The 21,227-nt window shown below is 70.0% G+C and carries 18 protein-coding genes and 1 tRNA gene; 10 read left to right on the forward strand and 9 right to left on the reverse strand.

What is annotated here, in order from left to right; genetic code table 11:
* Positions 1–7: 7 nt before the first annotated feature.
* A complete protein-coding gene (locus tag DFR74_RS05365; protein ID WP_147265740.1) occupies positions 8–868 on the reverse strand; it encodes a hypothetical protein in 861 nt (286 codons plus the stop codon).
* 495 nt (positions 869–1,363) lie between these two features.
* Between DFR74_RS05365 and DFR74_RS05370 the strand changes: the two genes are divergently transcribed.
* From DFR74_RS05370 to DFR74_RS05390, 5 genes are read left to right on the forward strand one after another with little or no spacing between them, the layout of a single operon-like run.
* The gene (locus tag DFR74_RS05370; RefSeq protein ID WP_067513936.1) at positions 1,364–2,101 is read left to right on the forward strand and encodes an ABC transporter ATP-binding protein; all 738 of its coding nucleotides are present in this window, start codon (positions 1,364–1,366) and stop codon (positions 2,099–2,101) included.
* The gene (locus DFR74_RS05375) at positions 2,098–4,656 is read left to right on the forward strand and encodes an ABC transporter permease (RefSeq protein WP_147265741.1); all 2,559 of its coding nucleotides are present in this window, start codon (positions 2,098–2,100) and stop codon (positions 4,654–4,656) included. The genes DFR74_RS05370 and DFR74_RS05375 overlap by 4 nt, the downstream gene beginning before the upstream one ends.
* Positions 4,657–4,669: 13 nt before the next feature.
* Positions 4,670–5,998: a wax ester/triacylglycerol synthase family O-acyltransferase gene (locus DFR74_RS05380; RefSeq protein WP_084538166.1), complete on the forward strand. Its 1,329-nt coding sequence runs from the start codon at positions 4,670–4,672 to the stop codon at positions 5,996–5,998.
* Positions 5,995–6,846, forward strand: a complete 852-nt coding sequence (locus DFR74_RS05385; protein ID WP_113974952.1) for an SDR family NAD(P)-dependent oxidoreductase — start codon at positions 5,995–5,997, stop codon at positions 6,844–6,846. Before DFR74_RS05380 ends, DFR74_RS05385 begins: the two co-directional genes overlap by 4 nt.
* A complete protein-coding gene (locus DFR74_RS05390; protein ID WP_067514250.1) occupies positions 6,846–8,480 on the forward strand; it encodes an SDR family NAD(P)-dependent oxidoreductase in 1,635 nt (544 codons plus the stop codon). Before DFR74_RS05385 ends, DFR74_RS05390 begins: the two co-directional genes overlap by 1 nt.
* 11 nt (positions 8,481–8,491) lie before the next feature.
* Here DFR74_RS05390 and DFR74_RS05395 read toward each other — a convergent pair whose 3' ends face one another.
* Positions 8,492–9,355: an SMP-30/gluconolactonase/LRE family protein gene (locus DFR74_RS05395; protein ID WP_067514251.1), complete on the reverse strand. Its 864-nt coding sequence runs from the start codon at positions 9,353–9,355 to the stop codon at positions 8,492–8,494.
* A gap of 367 nt (positions 9,356–9,722) precedes the next feature.
* Between DFR74_RS05395 and DFR74_RS05400 the strand changes: the two genes are divergently transcribed.
* From DFR74_RS05400 to DFR74_RS05410, 3 genes are read left to right on the forward strand one after another with little or no spacing between them, the layout of a single operon-like run.
* Positions 9,723–10,844, forward strand: a complete 1,122-nt coding sequence (locus tag DFR74_RS05400) for an acyl-CoA dehydrogenase family protein (protein WP_067514252.1) — start codon at positions 9,723–9,725, stop codon at positions 10,842–10,844.
* A gap of 28 nt (positions 10,845–10,872) precedes the next feature.
* Positions 10,873–12,420 (forward strand): acyl-CoA synthetase, encoded by a 1,548-nt coding sequence (locus DFR74_RS05405; protein WP_067514253.1) that lies wholly within the window; start codon positions 10,873–10,875, stop codon positions 12,418–12,420.
* A 4-nt stretch (positions 12,421–12,424) separates the two neighbouring features.
* The gene (locus tag DFR74_RS05410; RefSeq protein WP_067514254.1) at positions 12,425–13,615 is read left to right on the forward strand and encodes a TetR/AcrR family transcriptional regulator; all 1,191 of its coding nucleotides are present in this window, start codon (positions 12,425–12,427) and stop codon (positions 13,613–13,615) included.
* Between the two features lie 22 nt (positions 13,616–13,637).
* Here the strand turns inward: DFR74_RS05410 and DFR74_RS05415 are convergent, their stop codons facing one another.
* On the reverse strand, positions 13,638–14,753 hold the full coding sequence (locus tag DFR74_RS05415) for a lipase family protein (RefSeq protein ID WP_113974953.1): 1,116 nt from the start codon (positions 14,751–14,753) through the stop codon (positions 13,638–13,640).
* 482 nt (positions 14,754–15,235) lie between these two features.
* Here DFR74_RS05415 and DFR74_RS05420 point away from each other — a divergent pair, with 482 nt between their 5' ends.
* Positions 15,236–16,426 (forward strand): MFS transporter, encoded by a 1,191-nt coding sequence (locus DFR74_RS05420; protein WP_067514256.1) that lies wholly within the window; start codon positions 15,236–15,238, stop codon positions 16,424–16,426.
* Positions 16,427–16,489: 63 nt separating this feature from the next.
* On the opposite strand, the gene DFR74_RS05425 is transcribed toward DFR74_RS05420, so the two are convergent.
* The 4 genes from DFR74_RS05425 to DFR74_RS05440 all read right to left on the reverse strand — a co-directional run bounded on the left by DFR74_RS05425 (position 16,490) and on the right by DFR74_RS05440 (position 19,526).
* Positions 16,490–16,924 (reverse strand): type II toxin-antitoxin system VapC family toxin, encoded by a 435-nt coding sequence (locus tag DFR74_RS05425; RefSeq protein WP_067514257.1) that lies wholly within the window; start codon positions 16,922–16,924, stop codon positions 16,490–16,492.
* Positions 16,925–16,927: 3 nt separating this feature from the next.
* On the reverse strand, positions 16,928–17,173 hold the full coding sequence (locus DFR74_RS05430) for a ribbon-helix-helix protein, CopG family (RefSeq protein WP_067514258.1): 246 nt from the start codon (positions 17,171–17,173) through the stop codon (positions 16,928–16,930).
* Positions 17,174–17,236: 63 nt separating this feature from the next.
* Positions 17,237–18,067: a helix-turn-helix domain-containing protein gene (locus tag DFR74_RS37590; RefSeq protein WP_267465396.1), complete on the reverse strand. Its 831-nt coding sequence runs from the start codon at positions 18,065–18,067 to the stop codon at positions 17,237–17,239.
* A gap of 91 nt (positions 18,068–18,158) precedes the next feature.
* Positions 18,159–19,526: a DUF222 domain-containing protein gene (locus DFR74_RS05440; RefSeq protein WP_067514260.1), complete on the reverse strand. Its 1,368-nt coding sequence runs from the start codon at positions 19,524–19,526 to the stop codon at positions 18,159–18,161.
* 123 nt (positions 19,527–19,649) lie between these two features.
* On the opposite strand from DFR74_RS05440, the gene DFR74_RS05445 reads away from it, so the two are divergent.
* A tRNA-Ala gene (locus DFR74_RS05445) sits at positions 19,650–19,725 on the forward strand.
* 60 nt (positions 19,726–19,785) lie between these two features.
* On the opposite strand, the gene DFR74_RS05450 is transcribed toward DFR74_RS05445, so the two are convergent.
* Positions 19,786–21,039 carry a tyrosine-type recombinase/integrase gene (locus DFR74_RS05450; RefSeq protein WP_113974977.1) on the reverse strand — a complete coding sequence of 418 codons (1,254 nt, stop codon included), beginning with the start codon at positions 21,037–21,039 and terminating at the stop codon, positions 19,786–19,788.
* Positions 21,039–21,218: a helix-turn-helix domain-containing protein gene (locus tag DFR74_RS05455; protein WP_084538214.1), complete on the reverse strand. Its 180-nt coding sequence runs from the start codon at positions 21,216–21,218 to the stop codon at positions 21,039–21,041. The genes DFR74_RS05450 and DFR74_RS05455 overlap by 1 nt, the downstream gene beginning before the upstream one ends.
* Between the last annotated feature and the right edge of the window lie 9 nt (positions 21,219–21,227).

The raw sequence follows: 21,227 nt of genomic DNA on the forward strand, positions 1-21,227 counted from the left end.
AGCCGATTCAGCAGTTGCTCTCGTCCGGAATGGGGACACCCGGGTCGAAGTACTCCTCCGGATCACGCGCTTCACGGATGGGCGTGACAGCGGGCGGATTGCTGTAATTGGGTGCGAGGAAACCCTTGTCGTGCAGCGAGCAGTTCACCGAGTAGCTGTGCGCGGCGATGTCGCCGTAGTAGATGCCCTGGGAGCCCGCGTCGTACCGCGGGTCCTGCACCCAGATGTAGTCGAACTCCCAGCGGTCGACCGCGACGATGTCCATCGGGCCGTCCAGCACCTTCGGGTAGTCGTGGTGGAACGCGTAGGCGATCAGGAAGTTCGTCCGGATCACCAGATCGCCCTGCTCGTCGATGATCGGCGTCATCGACCCGGCCACGCGCGGGGCGACGGGCAGCAGCCGGTGCCCCGGCGCGATCTTGACCGACACCCACCACGTCTCGGCCTCGTTGCCGGGACGCAGCAGTGCGCGCGCTTCCTCTGCCTGATGCCCGGCCAGCAGCGCCAGCACCGGCTCGGCGTCGTGGGTTCCGAGCACGTGCGGGTTCAGCCGCGCGGCGATGATCAGCTCGCGCACCCTCGCCATCGCCGCGCCGACGTCCTCGGCCGTGAACCGCCCGAGCGGAACCGGCGGCGGCACCACGATCCCCGCTTCCCCCTCCGCCCAGCCTGCGGCGGGGGTGTTCGCGTACGGCTTGGTCGGATCGACCGGCGCGAGTTCCCGCAACGGGCTCGAGGACGCGGACACACCGGAGGACGCGGACTCCCCCATCATCGAAGGCAGCATGATCGCCACGAACGCGACCAGCGCGACGACCGCGAGCGGCACCAGCGTCACCACGAGCACCGTGCCGATCCGCTTGGACATCACCGACTTCCGCCGCTGGGCGCGCAGGAGCCGATCGGTCGACTCGGAATCGAACGGATCGGGTGGAAGTTGGTACATCGATACCCCCGAAAAGCCCTGCCAACCAACCGATACCGATTCTAGGGGCAGGGCCCACCCGCCGCAGGACGGCAGAAGTCAGGGCATCACGGCAGAGATCGACTGTCACCGATTCGTCACTCTCGGCGGCCGGATGTCTAGTGACTCGAGCCAAATTCACCACCCTCTTGTTCTCGTCAGCGTGCAGTGACTCGCCGGGCTCCGTCTGGACATACTCGGGTGATGTGCCCGCGCCCGTCTGATACAGAGCCGTTCACGACGAGCGTTGCGTGGACGGTGTACGGGTCGCACGAATAGTCCGGAGCCGACGCGACATTCCGGCACGGACCACCGAATTCGCGTGCGACGAGGCAAAAAGCAAGAACGGCTGGGTCTTTCGCAGGGCAACAGCCGACGAGTGGGGCGAAGGTGTGAGTGATGGTCGCAGCGACCGAGACGGCGGACGCCATCGACGCGGGCCGGGTGCTGCGGCTGGAGGGAGTCTCCAAGAGTTTCCACCGGGGCGGTGAACTGGTGCGCGCGCTCGCCGAGGTCGACTTCGCCGTCGGGCCCGGCGAGTTCGTGGTCGTCACAGGGCCGTCGGGCGCGGGCAAATCGACGCTCCTGCACGTCGCGGCGGGTCTGGAACCCCCCGACGCCGGGCGGGTGCTGTTCGGCGACGAGGACATCGCCGCGCTGCGCCCGAACCGGCGCGCCGCGTTCCGCCGCCGCCACCTCGGATTCGTCTACCAGTCGTTCAACCTGGTGCCCACCCTGTCGGCGGTGCACAACGTCTCGCTGCCCTTGCTGCTCGACGGTGTGCCGGCCCGAATCGCCGACGCCCGCGCCACCGCCCTGCTCGAGCGCGTTGGCCTGGGTGACCGGACCGGGCATCTGCCCGCCGAACTGTCCGGCGGGCAGATGCAGCGCGTCAGCGTGGCCCGCGCCTTGGTGGCCGAGCCCGCCGTGCTGCTGGCCGACGAACCGACCGGCAACCTCGACACCCGGTCCTCGGAATCTGTTCTGACGCTGCTGCGCGACGTTGCCGACGAGCAAGGCACCGCGGTGGTGATGGTCACCCACGACGCCGCCGCCGTCGAATACGGCACCAGACAGCTGGTTCTCGTCGACGGACGCGCCGAGGAGCGAGCGGCCGCCTGGGGGCTGGGCGAGTGAGGGGACGAATCGGCGCGGCCCTGCGCGTGTTCGGCCGTCTCCATCTCGCGGCCGTACTGCGCGACTGGCGGCGCAACGTGTTCACGGTCGTCGGCGTCGCCGTCGGTGTGACCTTGGTCGTCGCGGTGGTGCAGCTGAATCAGGTGCTGCTGCGCCCGTTCGACGCCTTCGGCCCCGCGTTGGCCGAGGGCGCGGGATCGGAAGTGCTACAAGTCATTCCGTTGGTCGAAGGGCGGCTGCCCGCCGGTGCCGTCGCCGAGGTCGCGGCGGTGCCCGGCGTCGACGCGGTCGTCCCCGTGACCGCCGGGATGACCCAGATCGACCTCGGCGGAGGCGCCGAGGGATTCTTCGTGCTCGGCGCGACCTGCGCGGTCGAACGACTGCTCGGCCCCTTCGACTGCGCGGGCCTCGCCTCGGCGACCAGACTCACGCCGGGACCGGGCCTGCCGCTGGGCATGTCCGAGGACGCGGCCCGCGACCTGGGGCTCACGCCGGGAGCGCCGATCCCGCTGCCCGGCCGGGCCGCCGACGCCGCGCACCTCGGCTGGACGTTCCCCGCGCGCGCACCGCTCGACGGCATGAACGCCGGCCGCGTGCTGCTGGCCACCTCGCCCACCGACGCCGGACGGGTGCTCGGCGCGTCCGACCACCTGACCTCGCTGTTCGTCCTGCCGCACGCGGGCGCCGACCTCTCCGGCGCACTCGCCGCCGCCACCGACGGCATCGCCTCGGTCGGTCCGCCGCGTCCGCAGATCCCCGCGATCTACGCCAGTTCCAAACAGACCCTGGACCTCACCGCGATCGCCGGCCTGCTGATCGGCGTGCTCATCGCCGTCAACACAGTCCTGTTCGGCTTCGAGCGCAGGCGCCGAGTCATGGGCACGATCGGGGTGCTCGGCGCGACGCCGCGCCGTATCCTGGCCGGCTTCCTTGGCGAGGGCGCGCTGCTCGGCGCGGTCGGCGGGCTGCTGGCCGTGCCGACGGGCTATCTGCTCGGCGCGTGGCTCGTCGACCGGTTCGGCCGTTCGGTGCTGTCGGGCTCCGGGGCCGAGCTCGCCCTGGCCTGGGACCGGTCGATCATCGCGCTCGGTGTGGGCGCGGGCGCCGTCTGCGGACTGCTCGCGATGGCGGTGCCCGCCTGGCAGCTGGTCCGCGAAGGACCGCTGGCCTCGGTGGCCGGGTTCGGCGGGGTTCAGGCGCCCCGGCGGGTGTCGTGGTATCCGATGCTCGCCGGTGTCGCGCTGATCGTGCTCGCGATCGTGGTGCTGCGCCGTTTCAACAAGGGCGAGGTGTCGCTGACGGTCGGCAACGCCGGGATCTTCCTCGGCCTGGCCGGATTCACCGCGGCGATGATCTCGCTCACCCCGCGTCTGGTGCGCGTCCTGGTGACGCCCGTCGCGGCCCGCCTGCCCGCGATCGGCAGGCTGGCGCACGGCGACATCCGGCGCTACGCCCTGATGTTCGCCTCCACGGCCGCCATCGCCGCGCTCGGCGCCACCCTGGCCATCGGCGCGCAGACCATGCAGGCCCTGCTCACCGCCGACGTCTCGGGGCACAAGACCGCGGGGTTGCCCACCTCCCTGGTGATCGAGCCGAAGAGCATGCTCGACCAGCGGCCCGCGAGCATCGACGACGCCACCTACGCTCGAATCGAGGAAGCGGCTCGAGGGAATCCGGTCGACGATCAGTGGACGGCCGTCATCCCGTCGCCGACCGAACCCCGGCTCATCGTCGGGGTGACGCCCGGCAGCAGGCAGGCGACCGCCCTGGCCACCCCGCTCGGCGACGCGGACCGGCTCTGGAACGGATTGCGGGCCGGGGAGATCGGGCTCAGCGTGGTCGCCGCCGGACGGCTGGGCGCCGCGGCGGGCGACACGGTCACGCTGCCCACGCCCACCGGCTACGCCGACTTCCGCGTCGCGGGCGTCTTCGACCCGGCGATGTTGTCGGACAGTCCCATCGGCGATGTGGTGCTGGTATCGGGCACGCAGGCCGCGCAGCGCTGGGCGGCGGCCCGCACCCGGGTGGCCGTGCACTTCCCGTCCGCACCGGAGGCCGCGGCGCAGGTGGACACCTTCGCCGCCCTGGGCGAGGGCCTCTCGGTCTACGACAACGACCGCTGGCGCGCGGCGGCGGCCACCGTGGTCCCGCGGTTCTTCGAACCGTTCACCGTCACCGGCTACGTGATCATGGGCATCGCCGGGGTGAGCGTGCTGAACATCTTCCTGCTGGGGTTGGTCCAGCGGCGCCGCGAGCGCGCCGTCGTCCGCGCGCTGGGGGCCACGCCCGGCGTCGAACAGGCCGTCATCGTGGTGCAGGCGGCGCTGCTGGCGGCGGCCTGCGTCGCGGCCGGTCTGGCCGGCGGCTCCGGACTGGTCTACCTGCAAGCGCTGACCTCACCGGTCAATTACGGCGTGCAGGTCGACTGGGGCGCCGTCGGGCGTCCCCTCGTGGTGGTGCCGCTGTGCCTGGTCGCGATGGCCGCGGCCGCCGCGCTGTACCCGGTGCTGCACGCGCGCCGTCTGGAAACCGCCGCCGAACTTCGATCGAACTGACTGAGGAGTCCCAGTGCCCGCGTTCTCTGCCATGGAATCGCTGTTCCTCTTCGCGGAGTCCTCCCGCCTGGCCACCCACGTCGGCGCCGTCCAGATCTTCGAACCACCGCCCGACTCCGGGCCGGATTTCGTTCGCGCCCTGCATGATTCGATGCTGGCCGAAACCGATCTGCTGCCGGTGCTGCGGCGCAAGGGCCGCAGGCCGCTCGGCCGGTTCGTCTGGACCGAGGACCGCGCACCGGATCTGGCCGCGCACGTGCGGCTCACGACGTTGCCCGCGGGCGCCACCGAGGAGACACTGCTGGCGGCGGTGGCCGAGTTGCACGCGCGACGCCTGAACCGGCGCAAACCACTGTGGGAGTTCCACCTCTTCGAGGGCCTGCCCGAGGGACGGTTCGCCGCGTACTTCAAGATCCACCACGCGATCGCCGATGGCGCGACAGTGCAGACCGTGCTGCGGTCCGGGTTGTCCCCCGACCCGGCCGAGCGCGGATCGTCCATGCTGCGGGCCACCGCGCGTCCGCAGCTCGGCCTGGTGCGCGAGGCGCCCACACCGCCCGCCAAAGCCGGAATACGCGTCAGGACAAGACGATTGACGCGCCCCGAACTGGCGAACATCCGCTTTCGCGCGCCGCGCACGATGTTCAACCGGCGCATCAGCGCCCGCCGCGCGATCGCCACCACCACGTGGTCGCTGGACCGGGTGCGCGCCGTGGGCCGAGCCGTCGACGGCACAGTCAACGACGTGGTGCTCGCCGCCTGCGCCGGTGCGCTGCGTTCCTACCTGGATGAACGCGGTGTGCTGCCGGACCGGCCGCTCGTCGCGGCGGTGCCGGTGTCGACCCGGTCGGCGACCGACGACCGTCCGGGCAACGAGGTCGGCGTCGTGCTGGCCGGGCTGGCCACCGACCGCCCGGATCCAGCCGAACGGCTGCGCGCGATCACGGCGAGCACGTCGGCCGCCAAGGCGTTGTTCGCCGAGTTGTCCGAGCCGGAGATCTCCGCGCTGCTCGTGGCCAACGGCGTGGGGCTGCTCGCCCAGGCGGTGCCCGGCGTCACCCGTCTCACGGGCCGGGCCGCGGTCAACCTGTTCGTCTCCGATATCGCCGGACCCGACCAGCCGCATTACTGGCGCGGCGCGCGGCTGGAACGCATCTTCGGGCTGCCGATGCCCAGCGATCACGTGCCGCTGATCCTCGTCGCCTTCGGTCACGCCGGGCGGCTGCACCTCTCGGCGACCTGCTGCCCCGTGGCGGTTCCCGAGGTCGGCCGACTGATCGCCTTGCTGGACAACAGCTTTCACGCGCTCGAAAACCACGCCGAACTCAGGACCGCCGAATGACCCTGCCACCACCCGCTTCCGACGCCACCGCCGTGGTGACCGGTTCCTCGTCCGGGATCGGCGCGGCCATCGCCCGCGCGCTCGCCGCGCGGGGCCACCACGTCAGCCTGGTCGCGCGCCGCGCCGACCGGCTCGCCGACCTCGCGGACCGCATCCGGGCCGAGGGCGGGGCCGCCGACGCGGTCCCGGCCGATCTGACCGATCCCGCCCAGCGCGCCGCCCTGCCCGACCGCGTCGCCGCGCTCGGGCGCACGCCGTCCATCCTCGTCAATAACGCGGGCACCTCGATCATCGGCCCCGCCGTCGAATACGACCCGGCGCGCCAGCTCGCGGTGATCGAGGTCGACGCCGTCGCGGTCGCCGACCTGTGCGTGGGGTTCGTGCCCGGCATGGTGGCGCGCGGGCGCGGCGCGGTGCTCACCGTGTCGTCGACGGCGGCGTTCCAGCCGATGCCCGGCCAGGCCGCCTACAGCGCCGCGAAAGCGTTCGCGCTCACCTACACCCAGGCGCTGGCCGCGGAATTGCGCGGCACCGGCGTCACCGCGACCGTGCTGTGTCCCGGCCCGGTCGCCACCGAGATCGGTGTCCTCGCGGGCATGACGCAGGAGGAGTTCGAACGGTCGATGCCCGCGCCGTTCTGGCTCTCGGCCGAGCAGGTCGCCGAGAGCGGCATCGACGCCGCGGACAAGGGCAAGCTGCTCGTCGTGCCCGGCGCGCCGAATCGCGCGCTCGGCGTCTTCGGCCGGCTCGCGCCCCGCGCCTGGTTGCTGCGTCAGCTCGCCACGGCGAGTCCCGCGATGCGCTCACGTCCCCGGACCGCCTCCGAATACGCCACGAAAGGAATCTGATGAACCGCAAAGTTGTGATGATCACCGGCGCCGCCTCCGGAATGGGCGCGGCGACAGCGAGATACCTCGCCGAACAGGGCGCGATCGTGGAGGGCTCCGACCTCGGACCCGGCACGGACACGGCGATCGAGACCGTCGATGTGCGCGACACCGACGCGGTGACGCGGTGGGTGGAGCAGGTGTACCAGCGCCACGGCCGGATCGACGCCGTGGTCACCTTCGCCGGGTACGGCCTGCACGGCGGTGTCGAGGAGACCACCGCCGACGAGGCCGCCGATCTGCTGGACGTGAACGTCGTCGGCAGCGCCCGCGTGATCCGCGCCGCGCTGCCATACCTGCGCAGGCAGCGCAGCGGCCACGTGGTGCTCGTCGGTTCCGGGTCGGGGATCGTGGCGCAACCATTCGGCGGCTGGTACTCCGCCACCAAGGCCGCGATCGAGAAGCTCGGCGACGCGCTGCGAATGGAGGTGCGCCCCTTCGGAATTCAGGTGTCCGTGCTGAACCCCGGCTGGACGCGCACGTCGATCCTGGACGCGTCCCGTCAGATCGCGCAGCCGATCCCGGCCTACGCCGACGCCCGGCGCGCGGTGGCCGACCGGCTCGCCGGATACCTGTCCCAGGGACAGCCCGCGGAGGCCGTCGCGCGCACCGTCCACGAGGTGCTCGAGACGCCGCGCACCAAGCAGTCGTATCGCGTGGGACGCGATGTGCGCGTGTCGTATTGGCTGCGCAAGGCGGTGCCGCCCGCAGTGCACGAGCGGCTGGTCCGCGGCTACTACGGCATCGGCCGGACCACCGAATCCGGTTGGTCCCTCACCGAAGTGGCCGATCTGGTGGACCCGGCGACCGGGCGCGCGCTCACCGAGATCTCCGACGGCTCGCTGGTCGATCCGGCCGGGGAGGTGGCGATCTCGGTGCTCGACCGCGAGCGCCGCCTCTACCGCGACGAATCCAGTGACCCGCTCTACGAGCGCGTGGTCGACAACGACCGCCTGCGCTTCGCCTACCGGATCTACTCCAAGGCGTATCCGCTGGTCGCCACGCTGGTCTTCTGGTTCGTCTGGAACGGGAAGCTCCGCGAGCTCGGGAAGTTCTACGCGGCGCGCCTGGCCGCCGCCGCGGCGGGCGGGCACACCTTCGTCGAGGTGGGCGTCGGCGACGGCAGCCTCACCGCCTTCGCCACCCGCGGCACGCGCCCCCGCGACCTGCCCCGCATGCTGTTCATCGACCTGTCCCCCGACATGCTGGTGAAGGCCGCCAAGAGGCTGCGCGGCACGCCCCAGTCGGCGTTCCTCGTGCAGGATGTCGCCAAGTTGTCGCTGCGGCCCGGCTCGGTCCACCACCTCGCCTGTTTCGGCGCCCTGCACGTGTTCCCGGACCCGAAGGCCGCGCTCACCGAATTGACCCGCGCGCTCGCACCCGGCGGCGAACTGTCGCTGTCGATCCTCACCAGCCCCGGCGTCCGCTGGAAGGACCGCCTCATCGACCGCTTCGTGGCCACCAACACGATCACCTCGAATTTCACGAGCGAGCAAGTGACCGAACTGATTTCGGCCGCCGGCCTCGAGATCACCGAACTCCGGCACAACGGGCACCAGCTACTCGTCCGCGCGACACCGCGCGAGGACGCCTGAGGGAGGAGTCTTTACGACAGCCGCGCCGCGTCCACGGTGACCGCCTCGACGCGCGCGGTACCCTCGAAGTTGTTCGACATCCGCTCCAGATCCGTTTCGGCGGTGCACAGGTAGAGCGTGCGCCCGTCCGGGCCGCCGAGTGCGCACGAGACCACGAAATGCCCCGGGGTCGCCGTCGCCACCCGGTCGGTCACCGTGCCGTCGGGCGCGATCCGCCGCACCTCACTGCTGAAGGGGCACGTAACCCACACGGCGCCTTCGGCATCCACGCACAGGCCATCGAGGGCGTCGGACTCGAGACTGTCGAACTGTTTGAACACCCGCTGATCGGACAGGCTGCCGTCGGCGGCCACATCGAACGCGCTGATCCGGAAGGCGAAGGTCTCGGCGACGTAGAGCGTCTTGCCGTCGGGCGACAGGCCAACCCCGTTCGGGCAGACGAGCCCAGATCCAGCGGTGTTCACCTCGCCGTCCGGGTGTACGACGATCATCGGCGCGACCTGCGGCTCGGCTCCGCCGAACAGGTCGTAGCCGATCTGGGTGATGTAGGCGCGCCCCTCGGCGTCGACCCACATATCGTTCGCGCCGACCGCGACCGCGGCGAGGTCCGCGACGACCTCGGTGCCGCCGTCGGCGGTGATCCGCCGTAACGCGTTGTCCGCCTGGGTCACGACCAGCACGGTGCCGTCGGGGGCGAACCCGAGGCCGGAGGGTTTGGCGTCGACGGTGGCCGCGACGGTCGCGGTGCCGTCGAGGCCCAGCCGATACACCTTGCCTCGCGGAATGTCGGAGAACCAGAGCTGGTCGTCGTGCCAGCGCGCCCCTTCGAGGTACTGGAAGCCGTCCCGGACCACGGTGGCCGTTTTGACTGTCATGGTGTGTCGTCCTTTCGAATCGTCTCGCCGCGGATCACCCCGGCACATGTAAGTGAATCATTCATAGATCTGTTCCGCAGCTGATTCGGGCATATCGCCAGCATTACACCCCGACACACGGCAGTCTATGTGTATGATCATTCGAGACATGGACAGGATTCGACCGCGCTCTGCGCCGAGGATGCCCGGCGTTGCGTGGCGACGTCGATGAAGACCGCTCCACCGGGTCGACCGCGCCCTGCCGAGCGCGTCGGCCGCCAGAGGATTGGGAGACGAGCATGAGAGAACTGGACGGCGCCGGCCGGACGCCGGTCCGTGGCGGCGGGTTCTCGGCGTGAGCGCCACGACCGAGCACCGATCCCCGTGGATGACAGACGATCTCGACGCGTTGCGCGACCTCGCCCGGTCGTTCTGCGCGAAAGAGGTCGCCCCGTACCAGCGACGCTGGCGTGATCAGCATCGGGTGGACCGTGACGTGTGGACGCGCGGCGGCGCGGCGGGGTTGCTGTGCCTGTCCATCCCCGAGGAATTCGGCGGCGGCGGTGGCACTTTCGCGCACGAGGCGGTCCTGCTCGAAGAGCTCGCCCGCGTCGGCGACACCGCATGGGGCGTCGCCGTGCACAACGTCGTCGTCGCGCACTACCTGCTCGCCTATGGCACCGAGGAACAGCGACGCACCTGGTTGCCCGCGATGGCGTCCGGCGCGGCCGTCGGCGCCATCGCCATGACCGAACCCGGCGCCGGGTCCGACCTCCAGGGCATCGCGACCACCGCGACGCGAGCCGGGGCGGACTACCTGATCCGGGGCGCCAAGACGTTCATCACCAATGCCACCCAGGCCGACCTCGTCCTGGTCGTGGCGCGCACCGACCCCGACGCCGGCTCCCGCGGCATCTCACTGCTGATCGTGGAAACCGATCGCGAGGGATTCCATCGCGGCCGGATCCTGGACAAGATCGGCCAGCGCGGCCAGGACGCCTCCGAACTCTTCTTCGACGACGTGCGCGTCCCGGCGGAGAATCTGCTCGGCGGCGCCGAGGGCGCGGGCTTCGCCCAATTGATGGGTCAGCTACCGAAAGAGCGACTCACCATCGGCGTCACCGCGACGGCCGCCATGGAGACCGCGCTGGCGCACACACTGCGATATACGAAGGACCGAAAGGCGTTCGGCTCCAGCATCTTCGACTTCCAGCACACCAGGTTCACCCTCGCCGAGGCGGCCACCGAGGCGCGCGTCGCGCGGACGTTCGTCGACGACTGCGTACTCCGGCTGCTGCGCGGTGAGCTGGACGGGCCGACCGCGGCGATGGCGAAATGGTGGACCACCGAACGCGCCATGCACGTGATCGACCGGTGCCTGCAACTGCACGGCGGGTACGGGTACATGTCCGAGTACCCGATCTCGCACCTGTGGGTCGACCAGCGCGTGCAGCAGATCTACGGCGGCACCAACCAGATCATGCGGGAGATCATCTCCCGCTCCCTGTAGTCCCGGCGAGCGCACAGGAGCCGAGCCGATGTACCTCACCCGAACCCTGCACAACGCCCTGCAATCCGACCCCGACCGCGAGCTCACCGTGGACGGCACGAGGGTTCGCACCGTCGCCGAGAGCGTCGACCGGATCGCTCGCCTCGCGCGCGGGCTCCACGCCCTCGGGGTGGCGCCGGGCGATCGTGTCGCGATGCTCGGCGTCAACTCCGACAGGTACTTCGAGTATCTTTTCGCCGTTCCGTGGGCCGGTGCGGTGCTCACCCCGATCAACAGCCGATGGAGTCCGGCCGAGGTCGCCTTCGCGCTGGCGGAGTCCGAGGCCCGGGTGTTGCTGATCGACAACGTCTTCCGCGACCACCTGCCGTCGATCCGGGAGTTGTACAACGGGCTGGATCACGTCGTGTACTGCGGCGACGACAACTGCCCCGAGACGACCCTCGCCTACGAAAGCCTCGTCGCCGACAATGATGTCGCCGAGGACGCCCGTCGCGGCGGACAAGATCTGCTCGGCCTCTTCTACACCGGCGGCACCACGGGTGCGCCGAAAGGCGTGATGCTCAGCCACAACAGCGTGCTGACGAACGCCCTCGGCTGCTTCGCCACCGGCGAGTGGCTCACCCAGCGTGGCCGAATGCTCCACGTGGCGCCCATGTTCCACCTCGCGGATCTCTTCTTGCTGATCAGCGGCGCGCTGGCCGAGCACACCCACGTGCTGCTGCCGGGCTTCTCCCCCGAAGGCGTCTTGGACGCGTTCGAGCGGTACCGGATCACCGATGTGCTGCTCGTGCCCACCATGCTCCAGCAGATCGCCGATCATCCCGACGCGAAGGCGTTCGACCTGAGCACCGTCCGCCGTGTCCTGTACGGCACCTCCCCGGTGTCGGAGAGCCTGCTCGAACGCGTCGGAGCGTTGCTGCCGGCCGCCGGTCTCGCGCAGGCGTACGGCATGACAGAACTGGCGCCGGTGGCGACGATCCTGCGCCCGTCCGACCACGAGGACCCCGCCCTGCGCCGATCCGCGGGGCGGCCCGCCCCGCACACCGAGGTCCGCATAGTCGACAACGACGACAACGAGGTACCACGTGGCGTGGTGGGCGAGATAGTCGCACGCGGCGACCACGTGATGCTCGGGTACTGGCGGCGTCCGGACGACACTGCCGCGGCATTGCGTGGCGGCTGGATGCACACCGGTGACGCCGGATACATGGACGAGCGCGGCTATGTATTCGTGGTCGACCGGATCAAGGACATGATCGTGACCGGCGGCGAGAACGTGTACTCCGCCGAAGTGGAGAACGTGCTGTCCCACCACGACGCGGTGGCGGCGTGCGCGGTGATCGGTGTGCCGGACGAACTCTGGGGCGAACGGGTGCACGCCGTCGTCATGTTGCGGCCGGACCGCACCGCGACGGCCGAGCAGCTCCGGGATTTCTGCCGCTCGCGGATCGCCGCCTACAAGGCGCCGCGTAGCGTCGATTTCGTCGAGGCGTTGCCGGTGTCCGGCGCGGGCAAGGTCCTCAAACGCGAGCTGCGCAAGGCGTTCTGGCCCAGCGGCGGCCGACAAGTAGGCTGACGCGGTGACGACGCGATCGGCGCGCCTCGCGCCACCACGGGGGACTCGGCCGCGCAATCGCCGGGACCTCGTCATCGCGGCCGCCACCGATCTGTTCCACCGGCACGGCTACGAGCAGGTGTCCATGAGCGCGGTGGCGGAGGCGGTGAACGTCAGCCCGTCCGCGCTGTACCGGCACTTCTCCAGCAAGCCCGACTTGCTGATCGCCGCGGTGGTTACCGAGATGACACCGTTCCGCCAGGTGTTCGACAGCTGCGCGCAAGCAGACGCCGGTCTGGACGTACTCGTCGACGGACTCGTCGGCGTCGCGGCCGATGTACGGCGCCTCGGCGTGCTCTGGCAGCAGGAAGCCCGCAGTCTGCCACCCGGCGCCTTCGCGGAACTGCGCGCCGAGATACGCCGCACACTCGGCCAACTGGCCGCGATCATCCGGGCGAAGCGGCCGGAGCTGGCGGCGGCGGACGCCGAGCTGCTCGCCGCGAGCACGTGCTCGGCATTGTGCGGCGCCTCGCCACGCAGCCGCGATCTCACCCGTGGCGAGTTCGAGCGCGTCTTCGGGCACATCGCCCGATCGGTCCTCGGCGCGGAACCCGCGACCGCGGCGGACGAGATCGGCGCCGCCGATCACCTGCCCTCGGCCCGCCGGGAGCGTCTACTGTCCGCCGCCGCGAACCTGTTCGGCGCGCGCGGCTACGACACGGTCAGCATGGAGGAGATCGGCGCCGAGGCCGGCGTGGCCGGGCCGACGATCTACCACCACTTCGCCTCGAAACTGGATCTGTTGACCGCGGCTGTGGAACGAAGCATGGAGTGGGTGTGGCGCGATCTCTATCGCGCGCTCGCCGAGGCCGGTGACCACGAACGCGGCACCGCGATTCTGCGCGGGTATCTCGACTTCGTCGATCGTCACGGTGGGTACGCGGCCATACTCGCCACCGAGACCCGGCATCTGCCCGCCGATGTCGGCGACCGCATCCAGCAGAGTCGCCGCGACTACTTCGGCGAATGGCTCGAGCACATTCGCGCGCAGCACGTGGCCATCGGCGAGGCGGAGGCCAGAATCCGGCTCGACGCCGTGCTCGCGGTCGCCGTCGACCTGGCGCGCACACCCCATCTACGCACGCGGCCCGGCGCCTTCGCGACCGTGGAGCGGATCGCCGACGCCGTTCTCTTCGGCCCGTCCACGGCGCCGTAGACCGAGCCGCGGCGAGGAAGAACTACCGTGCGGGCAACACCTTGTGCAGGAACGTGATCGCGTCCGGCAGCGAATCGGCCGTGATCTTCTGGTGGTCGGAGTCGTAGCTGCGGAACTCGTATCGCGTTCCGGCGGCGTCGAATTGGGCCAGCAGGGCCAGGGTGAGCGGGATCGGGACGGTCGTGTCGGGCACGCCGTGCGCCACGAAGATCGGGCGGTCGTAGCCGGCGGTGGGCACCGCCATGTACCGACTGAGCCGGGACGCGAACGGCGGATCACCCAGCGGCCGCGCGAGAATCGACCCAATCGACGCGCCATCCGCGGAATCACCCCATGCGCCAACGCATTTCGTGGCCAGGTCCGCCACCAGCCGCTGCCCGGACGGCGTCAGGTAGTCGCGGACCGGGAAGTCCGGGTCGGCCAGCTGGAGCCCGCCGAGCAGCGCGGCGAGGTTCGGTGTGAGCGCGTTCAGCAGGTCGACCGAGGGCACGTGCGGGCCCGCCAGGGCGAACACGGTCTCGAAGTTCGAGGCGGGCGCCATCGCGACGGTGCCGCGAAAGTCCAGCTCCGGCGCGTAACTCGACGCGAGATGGCCGGCGTTGAGCGCCGCGTGCCCGCCCTGGGACACCCCGGCGACCGCCCACGACGAGGAGAGCGAGTCGTCCGAGCGCACCGCCGCGCGCACGAGGTCGATGGTCGCCGTCGCCTCGGTCCGGGACTGTAGATACGGGTGCGTGGTCTCCGCACCCGGCCCCAAGCCCAGGTAGTCCGGCGTCGCCACGGCATAGCCCGCCGACAGCAGCCGCTCGACTATCCAGCCGTCACCGGCCGCGGCCGACGGCGTGACGCCGCAGGTCGGCCCGAGCCCGGACGTTCCGTGCGCCCACGCCACCACGGGCCACCCGCCGTCGGGGGCGGTGCCGGGCGGCACGAACACGGCGCCCGTCGCCGTGGTCGCCGCGCCGGTCGGGCCCTCGGTGCGATACGAGACGAAGTACGCGTTCTCGAACCCACCCCATCCCGCGGGCTGCGCGCGGTACTCGACCACACCACCGGACTCGGCGACCGCCGCCCCCATCGGCACAGACAGCAACGACACCAGAGCTGCGATTATCACGGCGAATCGGCGAATTGCCATACCCGACACTGTAGATGGCGGTGAGGTGGTGGTGCGGGAGGGTGAGGATGCGTGGGCTGGTGGCGCTGGATGCGGCGGTGGGCGGCCCGACCGTGGCACAGGGGATAGCTGGCGGGACGCCGTGCGGGGCGCAAGGTGCGGCGGTGGGCACCCTCAACCCGGCGCGAGGTGCGGCGGTGGACGCTCCCGCCCGGTGACGCAAGGTTCGGCGGTGGACGCCCACCCGGTGACGCCCGGTACGACAGCAGACGCCCCGCCCGATGACGCGAGGGTGCGGCTGGCGGCCGCCGACCGGTGACGCAAGGCGCAGCGGCAGACACCCCCAACCGGCAGCACCCTGCGACGGCACACTCACCCCGGCGGCGCACGGATACCGCTGACGGCACGCCGACCGGCGCCGCGCAGCGCAACGCTGGCGTTCGAGTCGAGCGCGATGGCGTTTCGGTCGCGTCCCGGCGACGCTCACGGCTGTTGCACCCGGCATGACGACAACGACCCAGCCGGCGATCTCGACGCCGGACGCGACCCGCCGGGCCTGGCCCGCCCTGCTCACCATGTTCCTGGGCAGTTTCACCCTGGTCACCGCCGAGTTCTTGCCGCCAGGCGTGCTGACCACGATGGCCGACGATCTGGGCGTTGCCGAAGGCGTCGTCGGGCTCTCGGTGAGCGCGACGGCCCTCACCGCCCTGCTCACCGCCGTCGGCTTGAGCTCCCTGTTCCCGCGCGTCGACCGCCGCACGCTGCTGGTCGCGCTGACGGTCGGCGCCGCGGTGTCGAACCTCGTGGTGGCACTGGCCCCGAACATCGCGCTGCTGCTGATCGCGCGCCTGCTGCTGGGCGCCGCCGTCGGTGGCTACTGGTCGATGGCGCTGGTGATCGCCGCCCGGCTGGTGCCCGCGGACCGGCTCGGCAGGGCCATGATGATCGTCAACACGGGCACCACGGTCGCGACCGTCGCCGGTGTCCCGCTCGGCGTCCTGCTGAGCACCTTCGCCAGCTGGCGGGTGGTGTTCGTCGTCGCGGCCGCACTCACCGTCGTCGCCGCCGTCGCGGTCCAGCTGACGCTGCCGCCCGTGCCGCCCACGCCGGGTATCGGCTGGTCGGCGATGGGCGCGGCCCTGCGCGCTCCCGGTGTCGCGCTCGGCCTGTTCAGCGTGATCGCCGTGATCGGCGGCCACTTCGCCGGCTACACCTACATCCGCCCGGCCCTCACCGAACTGCTCGACGCCGGCCCCACCGCGATCCCGATCCTGCTGGCGCTCTTCGGCATCGGCGGCCTGCTCGGCAACTTCGCCACCGGCGCGCTCGCCGACCGCAGACTCGAACCGCTGCTGCTGGCGGTGCCGCTGGCCATCACCGTGTCGATCCTCGTCATCCTCGCCTCCGGCTCGGTGCCCGCCCTCGCCTACCTGGCCGTATTCGTCTGGGGCGGCGCCTTCGGCGGCATCCTCAACCTCGTCCAGGTGTGGGTCTCCCGCGTCCTGCCCGACCGCGTCGAAGCGGGCAGCGGGCTGGTCGTGGCCGGCTTCCAGCTCGCGATCATCCTCGGCTCGGCGGTCGGCGGCCGCGGCGTCGACGCCATCGGCCTCACCGCCACCTACCTCGCCGCCGCCGTCGCCGCGTTGGTCGGCGGTGTGGTGATCAGGACGTCGCTCTCACGCTCCCGAGGGTGAGAGTTGTTCCGGCTCGGGTCGTTTCGGCGACCCGAGCCGGTGGGCGGGCGGGCGCACCGTCGGTCAGAGATCGTCAGGGAGCACCCGGAAAGCCTTGTGGCTGGTCAGCGGTGCGATCGCTCGGAAGTCCCGCCGATCCAACGTCAGCACGTCCACCGTCTCATATCGTTCGGCCAGCGCCACATTCGTCGCGTCGGTCAAGTCCAAACGCAGTGCGCCATAGCGGTTCTGCACTTTTCTGGCGGTCCGAAGCACCATCGAAGTGATCTCCGGTACCTCGATTCGCCCCGTGCGCTCCTGTGCGAGCAGCCAATCGTTGACGCCGTAGGCCGCTGCGCGGTTGACATTCCGCGTGAGCACATGCTCGATCTCGAGCAACACCAACGGCGACACGACTGTGAGGGCAGCCTGTTGGAGCGCCTTCCGCGCCGGATCGTGCTCGGGATCCGAAGGATTGAATGCTGCGACGAAACCGGACGTGTCACCGATCAGCAGCATCGATCAGCGGCCCTCCGCCTCGATGATCCCGTCGCCGATGGTTCGGTCGATCTCGTCCGCAGAAATAGACCGCCCGAAGTCGACAACCGGAATGTCCCAGTCGTCCTGCCAGCGGCGGCTCCGAATCGCCGCGAGGTGGAACGCCTCACGGAAGAACTCGGATTCGGGCCTCCCTTCTCGTGCCGCAGCCTGCTTGATCAGCTCCAGGTCGTTCTCGTCGACCATAACGGTGGTCTTCTTCAGTGCCATATGGTTATGGTACCTCCACCATATGCGTTGCGCGGAGCAATTCGCCGCCTCGACCAATCCAGGTCAGATGCGGGCGGCGCGCCTCCACTCCGAGGGCGTGACACCCGTATGCCGACGGAACGCGCGCCCGAACGCGGTCTCCGACCGATAGCCGAGCCGCCGCGCGACCACGCCGACCGGTGCGTCGTTCTCGGCGAGAATCCGCTGCGCGTGCTCCACGCGCAGCTTCGCCAGGTACCGGCCCGGCGTGAGCCCGGTCGCCGCCTGAAACCGCGCGGCGAACCCCGAGCGCGACGCCAACGCGACCCGCGCCAGCGCCTCCACGGTCCACCCCCGCCCCGGGTCGGCGTGGATCGCCGCCACCGCCCGCGCGATCCCCGGCTCGTTGACGCGCAACAGCCACCGCTTCGGCGCGCACCCGCGGGTGTACCACGATTCGACCGCCGCCGACGCGACCACGGTGACCACCCGGTCACCCTGCACCCCGCTCGGGTCCGCGCACTCCTGCACCAGATACCGGAACATCGTCGCGGCCAGCGGCGCGTGCCGCCCGAACTCGTGCAGCACCAACCGCTGCGGCAACGCGTCCACGGCGTCCCCCATCGCCACCGGCGTGAGCTGCAACCGCAGCACGATCGCCTCGGTCATCGCGTTCAGCGCGAACCGCTCGTCGCGCGGCACGAACAGAAAATCCCCGCACGCCAGATCCTCGGACTCCGCCAGCCCCTCGACCCGCACCAACCCCTCCACCACCACGAGCGCACTGGGCGCACCCGACAGGTGCTCCCATCCCCCGGCCTCGAACTCCCACACGTCCCGCCCGGCGAACCGCCACCGCTGCGCGGCCAGCACCTCCTCGAGCCCCCGGACACCCACATCTACCTGCGCCAACATGCCCATCCTCATCCTGAACCCCCGACCGATTCACGGTAGCAAGGGGAGGTGGAGTGGGCACGGTGAGCGGTTTCGCCACCGGATCAGGGCTTCACGCACCCTCTGTTTCCGGGATGTCGTCCTCCGGTGCGATGCGCGCGAGTTGCGGGTGGACCGGGACGTGGTTCGCGAGGGGATACAGCAGCTCGTCAGCGGTGGGCCGGAGCCGCGACGGCTCGTAATCATCTGTGGTGAACCGATTTTCGATCGGCGGGAGGGCGATATCCGTGTTCGGGAAGAGATACCGTGCCCCCTCCCGACGCGAGGTGTGGATCTCACCGTCGGGAGCGGTCCACTGCAACCGATCCGGATCCGCCTCCCACACTCGCCAACGCTGCTTCCCCTTGTCCGCCAACACTTTCAGCCTCCGATGCCGCACGCACAGCGTGAGGAACGAAGTGCGTCCGCGAACGACCTCGGCGGCCGCGGCCGGGACCGTACAGCCCGGGAATCGGCACACTCCGTCGACAGCCCGCGCCGCGTCTTCGGTCGACTCGTCGCGCTCGCGGACGATGCGGAAGCGCGCGCGTTCGGCGATCTCGCGGGCGAGGTCGGCATCGATAGGCCCGTAGCCGGCGAGAAAGGCAGGCGCATCACGCATATCGAACAGCGTGTCCGCGGGGATGCCGATTTGAATGAGCGGTTCGCGCGGCTCCGCTTCCGGCACAGCCGATTTCGGGCACCGCCCACCACGCCCGCACCGACAGCGCAACCGCCCCGACCCGTCCGCCAGCGCCACCAGCGCGTCGGCCCGCCGCTGCGGCATGGTCCGCGGATCCGCCGAGCACACCTGAAGACTCAACTCCCGCAACCGCATCGCCACCGTCTGCGCACCGGGCGCGGGAAGTATGCCGTCGAACACCGCCAAACCGTCCTGGACGGCCCGGATACGCACGTCCCGATCGTCCTGCCTGCGCTCCCGGCGGCGCCTGGTGCCCGCCGGGTCGATCCGGTGCACCCAGCGGCGCGCCGCCTGCCGCAACCGGGCGGGATTCGTGCGGCCGGCCGCGTCGAGCAGTCGCGGCTCGAGCACGTCCACCACCTCGCGTGCCAGCGCCCGCGTGCTGTCGACGATCACCCGCACCTTCGCCAGATCGATCCGGCCCGCCGCGAACGCCGCCCGCGTGCGCGGCAACGACTCCTCCAACGCCAGCCCGATATCGATCAGCGCCCCCACCGTCCCCTCGTCCACGAACAGCGCGACCGCCACCTCCGCCGCCGCGAACTCCCCCGCCCGCACCCCGCCGGGCCCCGGTTCCGCACTCTCCGCCCGATGCCGCCGATACAGCTCGCGCACCGCGAACACCTCCGCGGCCTGCGCGGCCGCCGCCGCCCCGTGAGCCTCCCGCAGCGCCTCGATCAACGCTTCGTCGCTCAACGCCCCGAAGTCCCCGGCCACCCGTCGATCTCGATCGAACATATGTTCGAATATACCGCCCCGTTCACCACCCCGCCACCCCCATTTCCAGGCGATTTGGCCCTTGACCTCCGCGTGGTGTAACTTTCATCAGGCGCGAGGGAAACCTCGCCAACATCTGAACAAGGGGCTATGGCGCAGCTGGTAGCGCACCACACTGGCAGTGTGGGGGTCAGGGGTTCGAGTCCCCTTAGCTCCACCAGGAAAGACAACCATTTTTCGCTCGTCTAGATCGACCGCTGACGACACTTTTGACGACAAGTCAGATCGCAGTGTCGTCGGCGGAAGCGAGCAACACGTCGAACGAATCCAACGCTTCACGCTTCACGGATTCGATCACTTCCACGTAAGTGCCAGTCGTCACACTGATCGAGCTGTGGCGAAGTATCCGCTGAACTGTCGCGGCATCCACACCCATCGTGAACAGCAGAGTCGCGCAAGAATGCCGCAAATCGTGAACACGAACAGCTGGCACACCTGCCTTGTTGCACAGTTGCCGGAACATCCGGTTCATATTCCGGGGCTCGATGGGCCGACCCAGCGATGTAGTGAAGACCAGCCCGGATTCCGTCCACCGACTACCAGCCGCGAACCGCTCTTCGAGCTGTCGTTTGCGGTGATCGCGAAGCACCGCACCCAGCGCCCGCGGGATGGGCAAGGTAGCGTTCGACCCCGCGGTCTTGACCGCATCGAGCTTGAGCGAGCCGTCCACCCGGTGCAGGGCTTGCCGAACAACTAGACGGCCCGCGACAAGGTCCACGTCATCCCAGGACAACCCGAGCGCCTCTCCGCGTCGCAAGCCCATCGATAGCGCCACCGCCCACAACGCATGAAGCCGGTGATCCTCTGCGACCTGGAGGAACCGCCGAGCTTCCACCCTGGTGAACGCTCGGACCTTGTGCTCGCCAACGTCGCTGACCTTCACCGGCCGCGCGACATTCCGGCTGATGAGTTCGTCGTCAACCGCATCTTGCAGCGCCGCCCGCAACACCCGCAGAACATGCCGAACCGAACTGATCGACAACACATCACCGCAACACGTGGCCGGAGACTTCGCGCAGCACCGAGGTTTCGCCCGTTTAGCGTCCTTGCCCTGCGCGCAGCACTGGCATTTCGTCCGCAGACCTGTGATGAACGTCCGCACGTGCCGACTGTCCAGCGCTCGGAGCTTTCGCTTCCCCAGCCCCGGAATCAGATGCAATCGAACATCGCCCTCGTACGTGGCGAACGTGGTCCGTCGAATCTTCGGTTCCGCGACTTCGGTCAGCCAATACCTGAGGTACTGGGCAACCGTCATGGTGGTGACATCAACAGGGATTCCCTTGCGCTGCAACTCTTTCAGCCGCGTTCGTTCGGCGTCGGCTTCTTCCCAGGTTGCCCCATAGACGCTGATCCGTTTGCGGGTGCCGTCGGGGGTATCCACGAACAGTTTCAGCTCGTAGCGGCCGTCTTTCCGGGCACTGATGTTGCCGGAGCCGTTCGGGCTCTTCTTCCGAGCAGGCTTCTTGTCGGCCATCACGCCGCCTGGTCGATCAGGTCGGACACGTAGGTGTCGAACGACTGCCGGATGATCCGGCGAGACCGACCAATGGTGACCGACTGCACCTGCCCGGACCAGATCAGCCGATAGATGCTGTAGCGCGACACCTGCAACACGTCCGCTGCTTGCTGCACGGTCATGAACGCTGTGCCCATTTCCTTACC

The organism is Nocardia puris (assembly GCF_003315035.1).
GTDB lineage: Bacteria > Actinomycetota > Actinomycetes > Mycobacteriales > Mycobacteriaceae > Nocardia > Nocardia puris.